The 19,321-nt window shown below is 37.8% G+C and carries 10 protein-coding genes; 1 reads left to right on the top strand and 9 read right to left on the bottom strand.

All coding sequences use genetic code 11. The features are described from left to right. Nucleotides 1-84 precede the first annotated feature (84 nt). The 4 genes from ACO052_RS08900 to ACO052_RS08885 form a co-directional block, all read right to left on the bottom strand. Nucleotides 85-1,629, bottom strand: a complete 1,545-nt coding sequence (locus tag ACO052_RS08900; RefSeq protein ID WP_422107662.1) for a RagB/SusD family nutrient uptake outer membrane protein — start codon at nucleotides 1,627-1,629, stop codon at nucleotides 85-87. A gap of 18 nt (nucleotides 1,630-1,647) precedes the next feature. Continuing rightward, entirely contained in the window at nucleotides 1,648-4,623 is a 2,976-nt protein-coding gene (locus ACO052_RS08895) for a SusC/RagA family TonB-linked outer membrane protein (protein WP_422107661.1), read from the bottom strand. A 377-nt stretch (nucleotides 4,624-5,000) separates the two neighbouring features. Then, entirely contained in the window at nucleotides 5,001-9,176 is a 4,176-nt protein-coding gene (locus tag ACO052_RS08890; RefSeq protein ID WP_422107660.1) for a hybrid sensor histidine kinase/response regulator transcription factor, read from the bottom strand. Between the two features lie 71 nt (nucleotides 9,177-9,247). Further along, nucleotides 9,248-10,624 carry a sugar porter family MFS transporter gene (locus ACO052_RS08885; protein WP_422107659.1) on the bottom strand — a complete coding sequence of 459 codons (1,377 nt, stop codon included), beginning with the start codon at nucleotides 10,622-10,624 and terminating at the stop codon, nucleotides 9,248-9,250. 306 nt (nucleotides 10,625-10,930) lie between these two features. Here ACO052_RS08885 and ACO052_RS08880 point away from each other — a divergent pair, with 306 nt between their 5' ends. Continuing rightward, nucleotides 10,931-11,371: a nucleoside deaminase gene (locus tag ACO052_RS08880; RefSeq protein ID WP_422107658.1), complete on the top strand. Its 441-nt coding sequence runs from the start codon at nucleotides 10,931-10,933 to the stop codon at nucleotides 11,369-11,371. 14 nt (nucleotides 11,372-11,385) lie between these two features. Here ACO052_RS08880 and ACO052_RS08875 read toward each other — a convergent pair whose 3' ends face one another. The 5 genes from ACO052_RS08875 to ACO052_RS08855 are packed head-to-tail and all read right to left on the bottom strand — an operon-like array spanning nucleotide 11,386 to nucleotide 19,320. Then, nucleotides 11,386-12,213 (bottom strand): endonuclease/exonuclease/phosphatase family protein, encoded by an 828-nt coding sequence (locus tag ACO052_RS08875; RefSeq protein WP_422107657.1) that lies wholly within the window; start codon nucleotides 12,211-12,213, stop codon nucleotides 11,386-11,388. A gap of 1 nt (nucleotide 12,214) precedes the next feature. Continuing rightward, on the bottom strand, nucleotides 12,215-14,044 hold the full coding sequence (locus ACO052_RS08870; protein ID WP_422107656.1) for a family 43 glycosylhydrolase: 1,830 nt from the start codon (nucleotides 14,042-14,044) through the stop codon (nucleotides 12,215-12,217). A 6-nt stretch (nucleotides 14,045-14,050) separates the two neighbouring features. After that, nucleotides 14,051-15,778 (bottom strand): sulfatase, encoded by a 1,728-nt coding sequence (locus tag ACO052_RS08865; RefSeq protein ID WP_422107655.1) that lies wholly within the window; start codon nucleotides 15,776-15,778, stop codon nucleotides 14,051-14,053. Beyond that, complete coding sequence (locus ACO052_RS08860) at nucleotides 15,775-16,665, bottom strand: alpha/beta hydrolase (protein WP_422107654.1); 891 nt, start codon at nucleotides 16,663-16,665, stop codon at nucleotides 15,775-15,777. Before ACO052_RS08860 ends, ACO052_RS08865 begins: the two co-directional genes overlap by 4 nt. 45 nt (nucleotides 16,666-16,710) lie before the next feature. After that, nucleotides 16,711-19,320, bottom strand: coding sequence for a glycoside hydrolase family 2 TIM barrel-domain containing protein (locus tag ACO052_RS08855; protein ID WP_422107653.1), 2,610 nt, complete (start codon nucleotides 19,318-19,320; stop codon nucleotides 16,711-16,713). Between the last annotated feature and the right edge of the window lies 1 nt (nucleotide 19,321).

The raw sequence follows: 19,321 nt of genomic DNA, 5'->3' as shown, positions 1-19,321 counted from the left end.
ATAAATAAACGAAAAACAACGCAGCTGACACTACGTTGTTTTAACTGAAACCAATCTCAAAAATTAATTAACTAAAATTTAAAATTAATACCCTGGATTTTGATCATCCATTGTCATTTCTGTATTTTTCTCAATCTCAGTGATAGGAATTGGGAATAGATCGTTTTTAGCACTATAGCCCGTACCTGATAATTCTGTGGCTGCTCTACCCCATCTTACCAAATCCCAGAAACGTTGCCCTTCGTGCGCTAATTCTAAGAACTTTTCGTCGACTATAGCCTCAAATAAATTATCACCTGATAAGGCACCATCAATATCGGCCAGTCCTGCTCTATTTCGAACCTTGTTTAACTCCGTCCTAGCATTGGCATCTTGCCCTGTTTTATTATAGGCTTCTGCTGCTAATAGTAAGACCTCAGCGTAGCGAAATAGCCTAAAGTTAGTGGTGTAATTAAGTTCTCTAACCCCATCAGGGCTCGTATCTTCTTCTTTAGTAGCGTATTTAATTCGAATACCTCCTTCATAATCCCAAATAACACCTCCAGTTGCGGCTGATGGATCTACTGAACCACCTGCTGCAAGTAATTCTGCTTCAGTCATTACTGTGGCTGCCTTTCTAACTACATCTCCGGCATCCTCAAAAGCTGTCAATAATTTACTGGTGGGCAAATTAAAGCCCCAACCATTGATTAAACCTGTTCCATCTAAACCAAAGATACCGTCACCACGTGGGCCCATCAATTGGATGTGCAAGTTACTTTCATTTCTACCGCCCCAGGCAATATTTCCCCAGTCTCGGCCCGATGTGGATACGTAGCCAATTTCAAATAAGGACTCTATTCCAAATTCCTTATCCACACTCCATACATCTTCTGGATTTGGCTCTAAATCATAGTCAGAACCTGTAATAACATTTTGAAAGAACGGTAAGGACTCTGAATATTTTTCCTGGAAGACCAAAACTTTACCCATTAAGGCTTCAGCGGTACCTTTAGAAACCCTAAAGTTATCTGCTGTTCCAGCTCTATTAGGTAATCCGGCAATAGCATCTGCAAGATCACTCTCTATTTGTGCATAAATATCTGCTCTCGGCGACTTAACGATACCAAAATCTGCAGCTCCTTGAGGCACTGATAGGCGCAATGGAATATCTCCAAACATCGTTGTTAACTCAAAGTAGCACCATGCTCTCATAAACTTCACTTCGGCCAAAACGCGGTCTCGATTACTCAAGCTTGAGTCTTGGACATTCTCTATGATTAAATTAGATAAGGCTATTGTTCTATAATAAATATCCCAAATACTCGCAATTGAAGCATTAGAAGACACCACATTCGTATAGTCATCAATATCCTGTAATTGCTGTTGATCCCCAGAATTACCTCCTGCTGCATTGGCATCATCTCCAGGTAATAATTTTACTAAAAATGCACTGTGCCAATCCCTGCCGTAGTTAAGTTGCATTAAATCATAAACACCGATGACCGCAGTTTCTACATTGGCTTCCTCCAAAAAGAAGGTCTCTAGGTCTTGTGTGCCCGGTGGTGGTGGATTTTCTGTAAATTCATCTTCACAGGCTACCACTCCTATAAGCGCCACTCCTAAAAATGTTAAAAATATTCTTTTCATAATTTCTACTTTTTTTTGTTAAAAATCTAATGATAATCCAAATAGTGCTCTGGCTGCTGTGGGGTAAAACCCTCTGTCTACTCCAATTGAATTGAAGTTAAAGTTTCCAATTTCAGGATCTAGTCCTCTATATTTTGTGAATGTAAAGTAATCATCTAAAGATACATAAATTCTTAAACTCTCTAATTTCAATTTATTGGCAAAAGACACTGGTAAGGTGTATCCTAGCTGCAATTGCTTTATCCGCATATACGACCCATCTTCAACAACTAAATCTGTATCATAGGATTGAATGACACTTCCTGCGCCTGGGTAACTTGCATTATCCCCTGGCCCTGTCCAACGATCATTAAAGAAATGTATAGGCTTGTTTGTAATTGGTCGTGATGGCTGATGATAGGTAGACATAATATCGTTACCTAAAGTCCCTTGAAATTGTACATTCAAATCAAATCCTTTGTAAGCCAAATTCACATTACCACCAAATAATACATCGGGATGCGGTGAACCTATAAAGGTCTTATCTAGATTATTTATAGTACCGTCATTGTTCGTGTCCACTCTAATAACATCTCCTGTAGCAGGGTCTATACCATTAGTTTGATATCCAAAGAAAAACCAAGATGGCTGCCCCTCTGCAAATCGCGTTACACCATCAGGATTTTGGGGTGCACTCGCGCCGACCAGCGATGTTCCTTCTGGCACAAAAAGAATCTCAGTCACTTCATTATCTAATGTCGATAGATTCGCATTTATGCTATATCTAAAACCGCCTTCCGTCGTATCTGTATAACCCAGCTCGAATTCGAAACCTTGATTTACAATTGTACCCGCATTAAACTCATTAGAGACAAAACCTGCTGAACCTGGTGTAATGAGGCTACCATCAGAAACGATGGCGTCTCTTGTTGTTTTTTTGTAGTATTCGGTCGTAAAGCTTAACTTGTTGTTAAACGCTCTTAGGTCTACTCCAAAGTTTAATTGTTCTGAGGTTTCCCAAACCAAGTTAGGATTAGCAAAGCCCGTAATCTGAGCACCTACATTACCTAAATAATTAATATCTAAACCATTTAAAACGGTTGTGATAAAGGTTAAATCTGAGTTACCGCTTAAGTTAGCTCTACTTCCATTTTCACCCCAGCTCGCTCTAACCTTAAGGTAGTCCAAGAAGCCATCTCCATTCCAAAAGTCTTCATTCGAGACAACCCAACCTGCAGAAAATGCTGGAAAAGTTCCTGTTTTATTATCTGTTGGAAATTTGTCTGAAGTATCCGATCTCAATGAAGCCTCAAATAAGTATTTCCCATCATAGTCGTATGACAATCTTCCAAAGACCGATGTCATATTATCAAAGAATGGCGCTATATTATTGAATTGTGTTCCGTTTCTAGAGACCGGAGTAAAATTATCCCGATCTTCGGCAGAATACCCTAATAAAGCCTTAACATTGTGCTTTCCAATGGACTTCCCATAGGTCACAAAGTTTTCCCATAGCCATCGTCGATTATCAAAAACATTCTGTATGGTTGTAAGCTCAGTATTTGAAGCCTCGGATGACACAAAATAAGGGTTAATAGTCTGCATAATATCAATATCGCCACTTTCCCTACCATATCTGGTCGTAATCTCTAGGCCATCTATTGGTTTTAACTTCAAATAAGCTGTATAGAGCGATTGTCTTTCATCTGTGAATGTGCGGTCAATGGCATTGGCATAAGCCACTGGATTGATCACTTCTCCCGTAGAATAACTAGGATACCCATAGACGTTACCATTACCATCTGTTAATAAAGGAACGCCATTAGCTGCCGAATTATCTATAACGCTTTGAGGAACATCTGCAAAACTTGGATAAATAACAGGTGTTAGTGGGTCAATAATCAGCATATTCTGAATAACACCTCTGGTGTCATTATTTTCTTGTATACCAAATCGATCCGACAAAGTATAAGTGCCGTTAAAGCCCACTTCCAACCAATTGGTTATCTCACTCTTTATATTAATTCTAAAAGTCTTTCTTGTAAACGAAGAGTTATCACCGCCGACAATACCCTCTTGTTCTACATGCCCCATAGATGCGTAAAATGAGGTTTTATCGATGCCGCCTGATACACTTAAATCATAACGCGTTATTGGTGCACTTTCGAATGTTTCATCGATCCAATTGGTGTCATATCCATTATCGACAACTGAAGTAACACCAGCTTCGTTCATGTATTGAACGAACTGTGAGGCATTCATCAATTCCATATCGGTATTGACAAATTGCGTCCCTAACTGTGTACTAAAGTTTACCTTAATATCACCACTGCGCCCGCGCTTCGTTGTAATTAAAATAACGCCGTTAGCACCTTCCGTTCCATAAATGGCCGCCGAAGCCGCGTCTTTTAAAACTTCAATACTCTCAATATCACTTGGTGCTAATGTCGCAATCGATGACGATTTCATACCATCTACAATATATAGAGGCTCTGAATTTCCGCTTGAACCAGCACCACGAACACGTATTTGCGCACCTTGGCCAGGCGATCCTGAAGACGTAGTTACAAAGACCCCAGAAGTTCTACCCTGTAGCACTTGCTCTACGCGTTGATTGGAGGTATTTTTAATTTGTTTTTCATCGACACTAGAAATAGCTCCCGTGAGTAAACTCTTTTTCTTAGTCCCATACCCCACAACAACAACTTCATCTAAAGAATTCTTGTCCTCCACCATAGCTACATCAATTACCGATCTGCCTTCTACAGGTATTTCCTGCGTCACAAACCCGATATAACTTACAACTATTATAGCATCTGATGGTACATCATTAAGTGTATAGTTGCCATCAAAATCTGATGATGTACCATTCGTTGTACCTTTTACAATGATACTTGCTCCAGGGAGAGGCAAATCGGCGTCCGTAACTTTTCCTGTGACGGTCTGAGCCTGCGCGCCTACACCAAGTAAAATGCTTATGCCAAAAAATATTGTCTTTAACATGCTAATTTTCATACAAATTGATTTAAGTTAATTTTTGTTAGTTAGTTATTTGAGCTAGAAAATAAAAAGGACGATAAAAATCAATAAAGCAATGATTGCTACGATTAAGAACAATTCGTTCACTGCTTTCCATTTAACACCTTTTAACTTCATGAAACAAATGTTAAAAAATTATTAAATAAGGACTGTGAAAATTGTAGCATATGATGCAACTTTTGACGCGTTTAGCCTCTACTACAACGTTGTAGCCCTATGAGCACGGGCTTATGCAACATTTGTATTATTGTCATAAGATTTTCTTAAAACGGTACTATTCCTTGAAGGCTAAAAGGTATGCAGTGCCAAAAACATATGATGATTTAGCCTCATCTAAGGGAGGATAAAAGGTCTTAAGAAGACATGTTTTCGATCTCTTTTGGCAGTATACCAAAGTGACTTTTAAAACACTTCGTAAAATAGGATGGAGAAGAAAAACCAACTTTATAACACACTTCGCTTATATTATTATTCCCGGATTCAATCAGTTGCTTAGCTCTAATTAATCTAATATTTCGGATAAACTCGTTTGCCGTCTGATTGGTAAGTGCTTTTATTTTTCGATAGAATTGACTTCTGCTTAAATGAAGTTGTGAAGCTAATGTCTCCACATTTAGGTTTGGATCACCAATGCTCTCATTAATATAACTCATCACCTTTTCGATAAATTCCTTATCGAGTGAGGTTGTCGACTTATTATCAACATCACTTATGACACTGAAATACTTATTAAATATTAGTTGTCTGCTAGTAATTAACTGCGACAGTCTCAATTTTAACAACCCGACATCAAAAGGTTTCACCATGTAAGCATCCGCACCTTTTTCTATACCCTCCATTCTATTTTCAATTTGAGTTTTTGCTGTTAACATCAACAAAGGGATATGACTGGTTTTAATATCACTTTTAATATGTTTGCAGAACATAAAACCGTCCATTTCGGGCATTATAACATCAGTCATAATAATATCTGGTAAGAATTCTTTTGCCAGTTGTAAGCCTTCTTTTCCATTTTTTGCCAATAAGATTTTATATTGTGTTTTGAGCTCATTCTTTAAATAATTCCGCAGTTCTGTATTATCTTCTACAATCAATAAGGTATGTGATGCTACATTAACTTCTTCATTTTTGGATACTTCTGTTTCAGAGCTTGAAGAAGGAACTAGGAAATTTTCTCCTGTTCTGACTTGATTTTCAACCTTCTCCGTTAAACGTTCTTCTTCACTAAAATAGTCTATACCAGATGGCAATACTATAGTAAATGTTGTGCCTTTACCAATTTCACTATTTACTTTAATTTTTCCTTTATGGAGTTTAACAAAATTCTGCACGACCTCTAAACCAATACCTGTACTACCGTAGTATGTCTTATTTAAGTTATCGACCTGATAAAATCGCTTAAAAATATTGTCAATTTGATCTTGACTAAGTCCCGGCCCTGTATCGGAAATTGCTATTTCGACAGCTGGTATTTTCTCGTTTTCATTGGCCAAGGGTAAGTCGACCAAATCTTCCTTTGCAGATAAATCTATGGTTATTGCGCCTCCTTCAGAAGTCACTTTAAAGGCGTTAGAAAGTACGTTGAAGATAATCTTCTCTAGCATACTTGTATCTGCCCAAACTTCAATATCCTGAATATCTGTATCCACGCTCAAATGAATATTCTTGATAAATGCTTCTTCCTTAAAATGGCCTGCGACATTCTTAGTAAATGACACCAAATTGAGCTTTTGTACTTTAATGCGTACTTTGTCTAATTCTAGCTTTCTGAAATCTAGCAATTCATTGATTAAACGGTATAATCTACTCGTATTTTTATGAATGGTATTGTGCTTCTCTTTTATTCTATCCGGTAATTCAGAACTATAATTCTTAATAATATCTTCTAATGGGCCAATGATAAGTGAAAGTGGCGTCCTAAATTCGTGCGATATATTGGTAAAGAATTGTAATTTCTTTTCGTTGAGATCTTTTTCAAGAATGCGGTTATTGCGTTCATTGGCTACTAATTGCTTATCTCTAATCCTAGTTTGTGTTATTTTATTTAGAAGATAAACGCCCAATAAAACTAATAGAATATAAGAGGCTATAGCCCAATTGGTTTTCCACCATGGTGGTAATATGGTAATATTTAGCAATAAAGGATCTTCATTCCAGATACCATCGTTATTTGCCGCTTTTAATTTAAAGGTATAATCACCGGCATCTAGATTGGTATAGGTAGCGCTCCGTTTTTTACCTACATAATTCCAAGCTGATTCATAACCTTCAAGATAATACGCATATTCAATTTCCTCGGGTCTTGTGTAATTTATACTTGAGTACTCAATGGTAAAAACCGACTGCCTACTATTTAATGTGAGGCTATCTGTTTTTGATATCACTCTTTTTAAGGGAGATGCGTCTTGGCTTGGATGTACATCCTCATTAAACAGTTTAAAAGACGTTAAGTATAAAGAGGGAATCGTTGTATTGGTCTTAATATCTGAAGGATTAAAATAATCGACGCCTTGAAAGTTACCAAAATACAACAGGCCTTCACTATCCCTAAAACCAGAATTTATATTATAATCATTAGATAAGAGACCGTCATTGCTGGTGTAATTAATAAATGTGCCATTAATCACATCCAACTTTGTGATTCCTGAATTACCCGCTAGCCAGATATCACCGTCTTTATCTTCAACAATACCATTGACGTTTTCCTCGTCTAAGCCATTTGACTTATTATACCAAATAAAGATATCTGCTTCGTTACTGTATTGACAAAGACCCGCACCTCTGGTGCCGACCCATATGGAATTATCCGAGGCTTCATATAAAGAAAGAATCATATCAGAACCATTATGATTATTGAATCTTTCAGGCATTTTATCTCGCATGGATACCACAACATAATTACCGTCTACCTGTTTCTTTACTTTATAAAGACCAACCTCTGTGCCTAGCCATATATCATTATAATTATCGACTAAAACTCTTCTTAATTCTACTTCTGTTAACCTATTATCTGCGAATGACGCTCTATTATAATGGGTAAACAGGCTCGTTTTGGGATTAAATGATAAGAGTCCCCTATTATAGGTTCCTATCCAAATAGTTCCTTCCGAATCTTCATCTAGGGATAATATATTGTCTGGTACTAACTCCCCTTTGGCATTGTTTTCGGTAAAATTGATAAATGTTTTAGAACCTTTTTCTAAAAGGTACAAACCATTGTCCCAGCTCCCCACCCAAAGATTTCCATTATGATCAAAGCGCATGGCTTCAATATAATTACTGGTCAATCCAGAATACGGTGTAGAATGCGATGGATTGATATGCGTAATTTCATGCGTTTTTTTATCATAAATATCTATGCCACCACCATCCATCGCAATCCATAACCTACCTTTTTCATCTTCTACTATTGCTGATACTGATGGATGCGTTAGAGAGTTGGGATTTCTGGGCATACTTCTTATCTCCCCAAATTTATCATATAACTCGTCGTATACCGAAACTCCTTTATTGTAATATCCTATCCAAATTCTTTCGTCTTTATCTAAAAACATGGACCATATAGAATTAGACAAAATATTACCATTGGTATTATCGTTGGCATCATATCGATTTAAGACTATCCCATTTTTATCGATATGAAATAGGCCATCATTTTCTGTACCACATAGTAAAGTACCATCATTGAGTTCAAGAATTGATAAGAATTTGTTTTTGGAAAAGAAAAAGTAATCTATTTTACGGCGTTGTTCTTTTTCATTGAGATCAGGCTTACTGATTTTTATCAAACCGTCAGACACGGTTCCTAACCATATATTGTTTTTAGAATCAATATATAAGGACTCAACCGGGACATCAATATCTATTGCGCCTTTCTCAGTTTTAAATAGTGCTGTACGCAGGGTATTAGACTTGCTATCATAAAGCTTAATGCCTCTGTCTGTTGCGACATAGGCATGCCCTAAGTGATCAATATCAATGGCGTTACCATTTAAGGTTATGGATTCTAAAGATTCGTTACTTATGATGCTTTCTATAGAAAAATCATCTAGGCTCATTTTATAAATGCCTAAATCATAAGTTCCAATAAAAAGATTTCCGTTACTGTCTTCTTTTAGACTACTAATTGAGACATTCTCGTCGTTTTCGACATCAAAACCGCTTTTGGAAATACGAACAAACCGATTATTCGCTCTATCGTATAAGTTCAATCCATCCTCAGTACCAAACCACAAGCGCTTTTTACTGTCTAAATAAGCACTTAGAACCAAACTACTACTTATGGATGTTGAATCGTCAATGATGTTTTTATAGGATTCATAACTAATACCATCATAGCGATATAAACCAGCACCATTAGTCCCTAACCAAATAAATCCAGAATCGTCCTGAATAATGGTATAAATACCAACCTTAGATATTCCTTCTTTTATGCTCGCAAAATCATAAGTCGGAACATTGTTCTGCGACCAAGAGCTCAAACTTATTATGACAAAAAGTGTAAAAAAAAGTCTATATCCGCTTTTCATAGGGTATACTGCTAATTAGAAAGAACTGTTACAATATGCTACTTCAATTGATCTCATCGGAATCAATGATTTTACTCCCAAAAGGCCTCAATCTCTTCAAGTGACTTCCCTTTGGTTTCAGGAATGAACTTATAGGTTATAAAAATAATCACTACTATAAATACGATAAAGATAAAGTAAGGCATTGAGCCATTCCATGGTGCGCTGTTATTGGTTTCACTTTCCATAACTATTGGAAAGGATTGGGATACCACATAATTAGCCGCCCATTGTGCCGCAACAGCCACTGACATGGCCACACTGCGTATTTTATTCGGAAACATCTCTGATAAAATGACCCACACCACTGGCCCCATAGACAAGGCAAAAGAACCTATAAAAACAAGGACGCCTATTAAGGAAATGAGTCCAACCGCATTTTGTTGAAGCGATACACCCAATAATAAAAATCCAATAATCATTCCCACAGAACCAATATACAATAGTGGTTTTCTACCATATTTGTCAACGGTAAACATAGCTACAAACGTAAATACCAGGTTCACGAAAGCCAATAATATTTGTTGTGCCAATACATCTTCTTTACCAAAGCCTAAGGCTTTTTCAAAAATATCCGCGCCATAGTATAAGACGGCATTAATCCCTGTAAATTGCTGTAATATTGAAAGTGCCGTACCAATAACAATAATGACTAAAATCGCCTTTGAAAAGTAATTAACCTTCACTTTGTTTTCATTTTCTTCAAGTGATGCCTTAATCTCCTCAATTTCTTTTTGCGCATATTCTGAACCATGAACTTTACTCAAGACTGAAAGTGCAACCTCCTCCTTACCTTTTAAGGCCAGCCAACGTGGACTCTTAGGCACAAAAAACAACAATATCAAGAATAAGCAACTCGGAATAAGCTCGGACCAAAACATACGTCTCCATCCAAATTGAATATTCTGTGCTTCGGTTAAATTATTCCCAATAAAATAAGTCGCCAAAAACACCACGAAAAATCCAATAACTATGGCTAACTGATAATAGGTGACCATTTTACCTCGTATATCGCTCGGAGCAATTTCCGCTATATACATCGGGGCATTCATAGAAGCAATACCTATTCCCAGGCCACCAATAATTCTAAATGCAACAAGGAGACTTACGGACTCCTCAAATAATGATGGTAGTCCTGAGCCCCAAGCCGACAGTGTGAATAAAACAGCCGAAATAATCAGTGAATTTTTTCTTCCGAGCTTAATACTCAACGGTCCAGCCACAATAGCGCCTACGAAACAACCCAGTAATGCACTGCCAACCACCCAGCCTTTCAAGGCAGCATCGAGTTCAAAATATTTGCTTAGATAAAATTGAGCACCATTAATCACCCCTGTATCATAACCAAATAGTAAGCCTCCTAAAGCTGAAATGGCAGTAATTAACAATAAAAAAGAGCGTCTCGACATGATTGTGATTGTTTTAGAATAGTTAGTAAAATAAATGTAATGCTATAAAGTATTACAAATGCCAAAAATTAAGCAATTGATAACACAAATGATGCATGTTGAAAGATATTGAAAAATAAGCTTATATCTTATTCTAAAGTTTATTCTTTTTATATGTGCAAAATACGTTCTTTATAAACAAAAATGGTTAAATTGCTACTGCAGTTCTGCTTACAACAGACTACAAATCCCCTATAAATTTATTGTTGGTAATGCTGAGAAATTAAACCACATGCTATGCCATCTATAATATACTAGTACAATCTTATGAAAGACAAATTTTTAGAAATAGCTATAGCTGAAGCTAAAAAAGGGCTAGCTGAAGGCGGAATACCAATTGGTAGTGTCATTGTACACAAAGGAAAAATTTTGGGCAAAGGCCATAATAAGAGAATACAACAAGGAAGTGTTGTACTTCATGGTGAAATGGATGCTTTCGAAAATGCGGGGAGACAACCCGCTAACGTGTATAGAGAATCTGTAATTTATACGACCCTTTCTCCTTGCCCTATGTGCAGTGGTGCCATTTTATTATATGGCATACCTAAAGTCATCGTAGGCGAAAACAAAACATTTATGGGAGCTGAAGCGCATCTAAGGGCCAACGGTGTTGAAGTGGAGGTTTTAAATGATAACGAATGTATCGCTATGATGGAAGATTTTATAGAGAATAATCCCAAATTATGGAATGAAGATATTGGTGTGTGACTATTGAGTTTTGATTATTTAGTGAGTTCAAGTTCTATATATACTGGTAGATGATCTGAAGGGTATTGTAAATTCCAAGAATCGCTCAAAACCGCATATTTATTAACCTTAATCTTTTCACTCACAAAAATATAGTCGATACGTCGTGTTACCGGCCTATCAAAATGAAAACCATTGAATGTCCCTTGTGGTCCAAATTGTAACTCTGAAACCTGTTTAGAATCTTTTAGTGTTGTTTTAATATAGCTTATGCTTTCGTGGTTGGGTTCCATATTAAAATCGCCCATCAATAGTACAGCACGATTATTTTGGTTGTGCTCTTTTATTTTCTCAACAATCAATACAGTACTTTTTTTTCTAGCTTCTTTACCGACATGATCAAAGTGGGTATTGAATGTCCAAAATTTTGACTTTGACACCTTATCTTCCATTAAGGCATAGGTACATATTCTATTACAAACGGCATCCCAACCCATTGAGACTTTTTCCGGTGTCTCGGACAACCAAAATGTACCAGATTTCAAAACTTCAAACCTCTCTTTTTTATAAAATATTGCCGAATATTCGCCTTCATCTTTGCCATCATCACGGCCAACCCCTATATAACTATAGGCTACCAAGAGACTATCCATGTCTTTCATTTGGTTGGGTAAGGCCTCTTGTACTCCCAATACATCAGGCTCTTGAAATCTAATTTGATCAGTTAAGAAGGCTTTGCGGTTGTCCCAACTGTTCTGCCCTTCCTTTGGATAATCGAGCTTAATGTTATAGGTCATTACCGAAAAACTCTGGGCATTGACCATACCAGAACATAGAAGAACCATTATAACGATATGCTTCATACTAATTCGTATATAGAATTTCACTCTTTTCTGAAACACCATTTTCATTAAACGCCTCGACCTGATAATAGTAACTTTGATCTGTGGTCAATGCACGCAACTCATAGTTCGGTTTATCGTACATTAAAGCAGAAAGATTTAGCTTGTCCTTTGAAATTCCCCAATAAATCACATAGCCTGTAGCACCTTCCACTTTATCCCAGGTTAAATCGGCATTTCGGCGATCATCCTGCCGAAGCACTTTAAAGTTTGATGGCTTTTCGGGTTGAGCTTCATAACCCTTACCAAAAACCCTAAACTCTGAAATAGACAAATAATTATTGGTACAATACACATGATTGTACCGAATATATCGCGCATCTACTGCTTCTTTAAATTCAATATAAGCATGCGGCATGTCTTTTATGTTTTTTGAATAGTCAGCAATAATCTCCCAGTGTTTTCCATCTGAGGATGCCTCAATAACAAACTGTTGTTTCAGGTCTGTTGGTCGGCCATAGATATCACTATTAAAATCTTGAAAGTTAATCTGAATCGCCTTGACATTTCGCTTTTTCTCCAAATCAATTTCTACGTAAATAGAATCGTTGTTGGCCTCAGACACCCAATAGGATCGTATTTCCTCATCATTAATCTTTGCAATATCAAACTCTCTAATCTGTCCTAACATGTAACCGCTGTCACTTTCATCGACCACGTTAATGTCTTTGGTGACCAAACCAGAATTGGTCTTTACAGGCTTTTTATAAGACAATAGCATCCAGCCTGTAAAACGTTCTTTGTGACGTTCTACTTCAGTTTCGGGCAAATAATGCGGATAGTCCCCATAAGCTGTGTTGACATACATTTGCCCGTTGTCTTCAAAACCAGCGGGATACATGCCAATTCTTCGTTCAAACTTATAATTCACAGAAATGGCCATAGTGGCATAGTGCCAGTAATTACCGTTATTATCCTTTACTGTACTTCCATGCCCAGAACCTTTTAAAAATCCGCCAGGTTTGTATGAGATAGGATTGTATGGCGCATACTCAAAAGGTCCAAAAGGACTTTTGCTGGTGCGAACTCCATCTGCATAGACATTCCATTGGGTTCCTGGTGCGCCATATTCCAGATAATAGGTGTCGCCGTGTTTCATCATCCAAGGTCCTTCTAAATATGGTTTTAAGTCCGATTTATGATCTTGACCAAAGCGCTCCCAGCCGTGTTTTTCCGGTTCTAAATTGAACAGATCTTTCTGCTTTCCTTTTGGTACATAATAATTGTCCGGATCTAACTCTACAACGCGAATGGGCCACTTGTTAGATGATTCTTCGTACAGATACACTTTACCATCATCGTCAACAAAAAGATTCGGGTCTTGGATACCTCCTGGTGGGTTTAAAACGGCGAAGTTAGTTTTCCAATCGCCCAGTTCTGGGTTGTCCGTCTCAATAACAGGACCTCTACCGGAAGGGTCACCATAGACTATTATCTTTCCATCACGAACGGCAGCAGCTGGTGCATTACTACCTTTAAAATACCAACTTTGTGGTCTTATGAACGTCCAATTGCTCATGTCATCACTCACCCAATAACCATGAGAACGCGTCACAAACATGTAATATTTCCCTTTGAAATTAACGAGTGCTGGATCTGCTCCTGAACGATAGGACACCTTATTCTTTGCACGGTAATGGGACATATAAGAATAGTCAATATCAATTGGATTACAATAGGTTTTATAATCTCTTTTTACATCAACTTTATCTGTAGTTTCTATATCCTTCTTCTCAACAGTTTCACAGGAAAAAAAGCACAATGCGATTATAATGACGGTTAGTTTTTTCATCTGTTTTTATTGGTTTGAAATTTTCGGATGACCCGTTATCACATCCTTATCCGTGATTGGGTCATACGATGTACCTGTTTGTCCTCGCAACCTTTCAAATTGCTTGTAGGCACGTTTCACTCTTTCTTCCGACGCCCGTTCAAAATCTGTCGGTGTCACTTCATATTGTGTTTGAAGTTCAGCAAGTTTAGCGATGAGTTTTGCCTTAACCTCATCGTATTTAGGATTATCAATTTGATTTTGGATCTCTTTTGGGTCTTCTTCCAGATCGTATAATTCCCATGTATCTATATCATCATAAAAATGCATCAGTTTATAGCGCTTAGTGCGCACACCATAATGCTTTTTCACCATATGGAAAGCCGGGTAATCATAGTAATGGTAGTACACAGCATCTCTAAATGCATCACCTTCAAAGCTGTTTTCCAACAAAGGACGTAATGATTTGCCCTGCATATCCTTCGGAATTTCGACCTGTGCATAATCTAAAAACGTCTCGGCAAAATCAAGATTTTGAGTCATGGCGTCTATGACAGTGCCCGATTTTATGGCACCAGGGTATTTTACCATAAAAGGCATTGCCAAGGATTCTTCATACATGTAGCGCTTATCGAACCAGCCTTTTTCGCCTAAATAAAATCCTTGGTCCGTAGTATAAACAACAATCGTATGTTCTGCTAGTCCATGCTTTTCTAAAAAATCCAGTATCTGTCCAACCCCTTCATCTACAGATGCTATCGTGGCCAAATAATCTTGCAAATAACGCTGTCCTTTGTAAATGGCTAGGGTTTTTCCCGAAAGGTTTGCGTCGTGAAACTCATCGTTTTTAACTTGGTAAGCTTTATTCCAAGCTTCGCGTTGCCTTGTTGTCATACGTTCAAAATCTGTTTTCCAAGGATTCCAAGCCAGTTCTGGACTTCCTTTTTTTCTGGTCAATTTTAAATCGTGACCTTCGTACATATCTTTGTAAATGGTCTGCTGTTGCGCTTTTGAACCTAAAGAGCCTTCATGACTTGTGAAATAGGTATCTGGTAATGGAAATTCTACATCATCATATAAATTGGCATGGCGCAATGCTGGCATCCAGTTTCGATGAGGCGCTTTGTGTTGTAGCATCAGCATAAACGGTTGGTCGCTATCCTTAACAGATTCGAGGTAAGCCAAACCGTCCTGAGTGATTAAATCTGTGGCATAGCCTTCGACCTGAAGCGTATCTACGCGCTTGGTCTGCTCATTAATAGAAATAAAATCCGGATTGTAATAATTACCTTGATCTTTTAAGATATTCCAGTAATCAAATCCTTGAGGTAAGCCGTGGAGGTGCCACTTTCCTATCATGGCAGTGTTGTAGCCTGCCTCTTGCAATAACTTTGGAAAGGTTTGCTGACTGCCGTCAAAACGATCGCCATTCATTCTGAAACCATTTTGATGGCTGAATTTACCCGTAAGCACCACCGCTCTGCTCGGTCCACAAATTGAATTGGTACAAAAGTTATTTTCAAAACGCGCCCCTTCTTTTGAAATACGATCAATATTTGGTGTTGGTGCCAATTGACTAATAGGATGTCCATAGGCGCTTATAGCTTGTTCTGCATGGTCATCTGCCATAATATAGACAATGTTTGGACGCCGTTTCTTCTCAACAGCATCAGAAGTTTCAGAAGTTGATTTTTCATTCTGCTTGCAAGAACTCAAAGAGGCTATTGCTAAGAGTAGAACAATGACAAATCTCATGGCTGTTTCGTTTTTATATGTTTGGTCTGAATCACTTCATCATTTAAAACCGTCTGCTCAAAAAAACCAAAAATCTTATCGAGGTCTTCAAAAGGTATTGCAGCAATTTCATGCCTCGCCCCTCTTACAATATTAAAATAGTAAGCAGCATCATAGTCTTCGAGTTTCTTTGCTATAACTTCCGAGCCATCAAGGATAATGTATCCAGCGTTTTGAGGATCGCAATAATGGTGTGGTGCATTGCCAAATGGCACTAAATTATCATCAGTACCATGATACAAAACGGACGGAATCGCATTCTCCTTTGTAATATAACTGGCATCAACCACGGCACCTGCACAAGAAAATACCCCTGCAAAAGCGAGGTCTTTATAAGCGTCTTTATCACTTACAAAATAATCACGCATAAAAACAGCGTTTAAACTTCCTTCCGCACCAGCACTGCTTCCGCCTGCGATAATTTTTGTGGTATCGATTTGAAGGACTTCGGCATGCGCAATGATATATGTTGCAGCATCCAAATAATCAATAACAGCCTGCTTAAATGTTTCTAGTTTTTCATCCTTGGTACAATTACAACCAAAACCCGTTTCTGTATCTTTTCTCAACAAACGGTAATCGATAGAAATACCGATATAATTTTTTTCTTTGGCTACATATTTCACCAATTTATTATCATCGGGATAGGCGCGATGACTGCCTTGAAATCCACCTCCATGCATCCAAAGCAACACCGGAAGTGTATCCGTTTCTTTTATATTTTCTGGAGTAAAAACATCCATTTTTAAAGAATCACCTGCCTTAACGGCATAAGTGTATGTCGCCATATCTTGGGCAGTAAGACTAAACGTGACTGTGATGATTAAAATTCTAATGATGTGTTTCATTTATTATGGTTTATGTCAAGTTTATTAAGGTTGAAAAAACATTCTTTAATCTATTTTATCAATTAAAACCCCACTAATTACAGGCTGTCCTTTAATAGGTTTGAGTAAAATATTGAGGCCATCTTGGTCATTTACTGTGAGCTCGGATGCTACAGTTACCGCATATTTTTCGGGATAGTTCTTGGCCAAATCCAATTGTTTTTCGATTAAAATGTTATTAAGAAATACATCAAAAATGCGTTGTCTTTTTGGTTGATTCTCCTTACTCTCGGTTAGATTGTAGATATTCTCAGTTGGCTTTATTTGTGGTTCCACAAAAAACAAGTCTACTTTATATCTTCCTTTAGGAATATCAACCTTATAATGTGTACAACCTTCTAACATGGTTTGAAACAAAGGCTCTGAGTCTGAATTCTTAATATTATGCGGTATACCTTGGTTTTTGTCTTTGGTCATCCCAAAAGCCTCGCCATCCAAAAAGCCAAACCAGCCCTTTTTATAAGCCTGATCCGGAACGAAGGTGATGCTTCTTTCTGTATCATTGAAATAGAAGTGTGAACCGATATTAATTGCAAATCGGTTAAAGCTTTTAAAATCCAACTGTTCTATTCTCAATACTTCAACTGATTTTTCTTCGGAGGCCTTGTCAGTAATTAGTTTTATCGTATTAGTTCCATTTTTGAAGGGCATATCAATAACGGCAACACCATTTTTAAACTGAACGGTTTTGAAAGTTTCACCATTCAAGATGACACTAGCTTGCTCTTGATTTGAAAATACCTGAATAGGATAGGTCTCCTCATTAAACAAGGTTAAACCCTTTAAAGTCTCTGTCGCCATATGAACAAAAGGTACTGCGTCATTTAAAATCGCCTTGTACCAATAATAAATGGCTTTGGGTGTCCTATCGTATTGCACCAGACCTTTCTGATTCACATGTGGTATGGCATCACCTCTAAACTCCGAGCCAAAATCAGCAAAATTCCACGCCGTCATACCCGCCATAAATGGTCGTTCCATAATTTGTTGGTAATAGGATTGATGCAACAGAGCTTGGTAATTGGTTGTAAAATCGAATTTTTTTGGGTGTTTCGTGAAATTACGGATATCTGCACCTGGACCATATTCGGACAAAAACATAATGCGGTTGGGGAAACGCTGATGTTGTTCGTCCAAAAACGGTCCTAAGTTTTCAATTTGTGCATCGTACCAGCCAAAATACAGGTTCCAACCCAAGAGCATTGGCAGGTCGGCAATACCTGTTTCATTATACACTTCGTTAAGATGGCAAGCCATTACCGTAATGTGATTTGGTACCAACTCCCTGGTTAAGTCTTCGAGCTGTGTGGCCAAGCTAACAGATTTTGTTTTCAGGTTTTCTTTTTCAGAGTCAGTCAGTTTTCGATTAAAGGCCAAGCGAATAAAAATTTCATTCATATACCCAAACATGACGACTGATGGATGGTTGTAATACTGCTTAATATGCGCCTTTTGCATATTCATGCTCGTCTCAAAGTAGGCCTCAGAATCGGTTACTAAATTAATAACCGGGATTTCCGTCCAAACCAAAATACCCAGCCTATCACACAAATCGTACAATGCTCGAGCATGGGGATAATGGGCAAAGCGAATAACGTTGGCCCCCATGTTTTTAATAAGATAGATATCTTCTTTTTGTAGTGCCAAGGGCACCGCATTGCCATAGCCTTCGTAATCTTGGTGCCTATTAACACCAATAAGTTTTATCGGTTTTCCATTTAGAAAAAACCCTTTTTCGGCATCTACGGAAACCCAACGAAAGCCAAGGTTTGACACTTTTGAATCGAGAATCGTTCCATTCTCATCTGATAAAGCCATCTCTAATTTGTAGAGATAGGGACAATCTGGCGACCATAATTTTGGAGCCTTAATTTCCGGAAACTTAATGGTTAAACTGTCTGAAGAATTCTTATTTAGGGACAAGGTTTTGTCTTCGGCCATTACCAAATGACCATCTGCATCCAAAATCTTGAGGCGTAATTGATTTCTGGCCTTTACATCTTCAAAATTATCTACGAGTACCTTTACTTCAACACCAGCGCTTTCCTCCGAAACCTTGTAATAATTCACATAAAACCCTTCTGAGGCAAAATCCGCTATACTAAAGTGCTGTTTCTGCTTAGAGATCCATTCCACATCGCGATAGATCCCTCCGTAAAAGGTGAAATCAGCATCGAGCGGAGGGATATCCGCATTGTGCGCATTATCCACCGTGACTTCAATTAAATTGTAAGCATCATAATTAAGAAACTGGGAGACGTTAAAATTGAAAGCCGTATAGCCTCCTTTGTGACTGCCAACGTTTTTACCATTAACAAATATCTTAGCTTCTTGGTTTACGGCATTAAACTTTAAGTAGTGTATTTTATCCTTTTCTTCTGAGGGCACAAATACCTGTTTTTTGTAATAGCCCAACCCACGTCTATAGCCCGGTTCATCATCAAAGGCATCATCGGTGTTCCAAGTATGTGGAACGTTCACAGCTGTCCAAGCGACTCTATCCTCAGAGAATTGCCAACCCGAATTAATAACCTTGTTTTGCGCCCCTGTAATAAAGGGGAAAGCCATACACAACACCACTATCTTAAAGCTATATTTTCGAGTTATGTATGGCATG

Source organism: Winogradskyella sp., assembly GCF_965228925.1.
Lineage (GTDB): Bacteria > Bacteroidota > Bacteroidia > Flavobacteriales > Flavobacteriaceae > Winogradskyella.
This window is presented reverse-complemented; position numbering and strand designations above follow the sequence as displayed.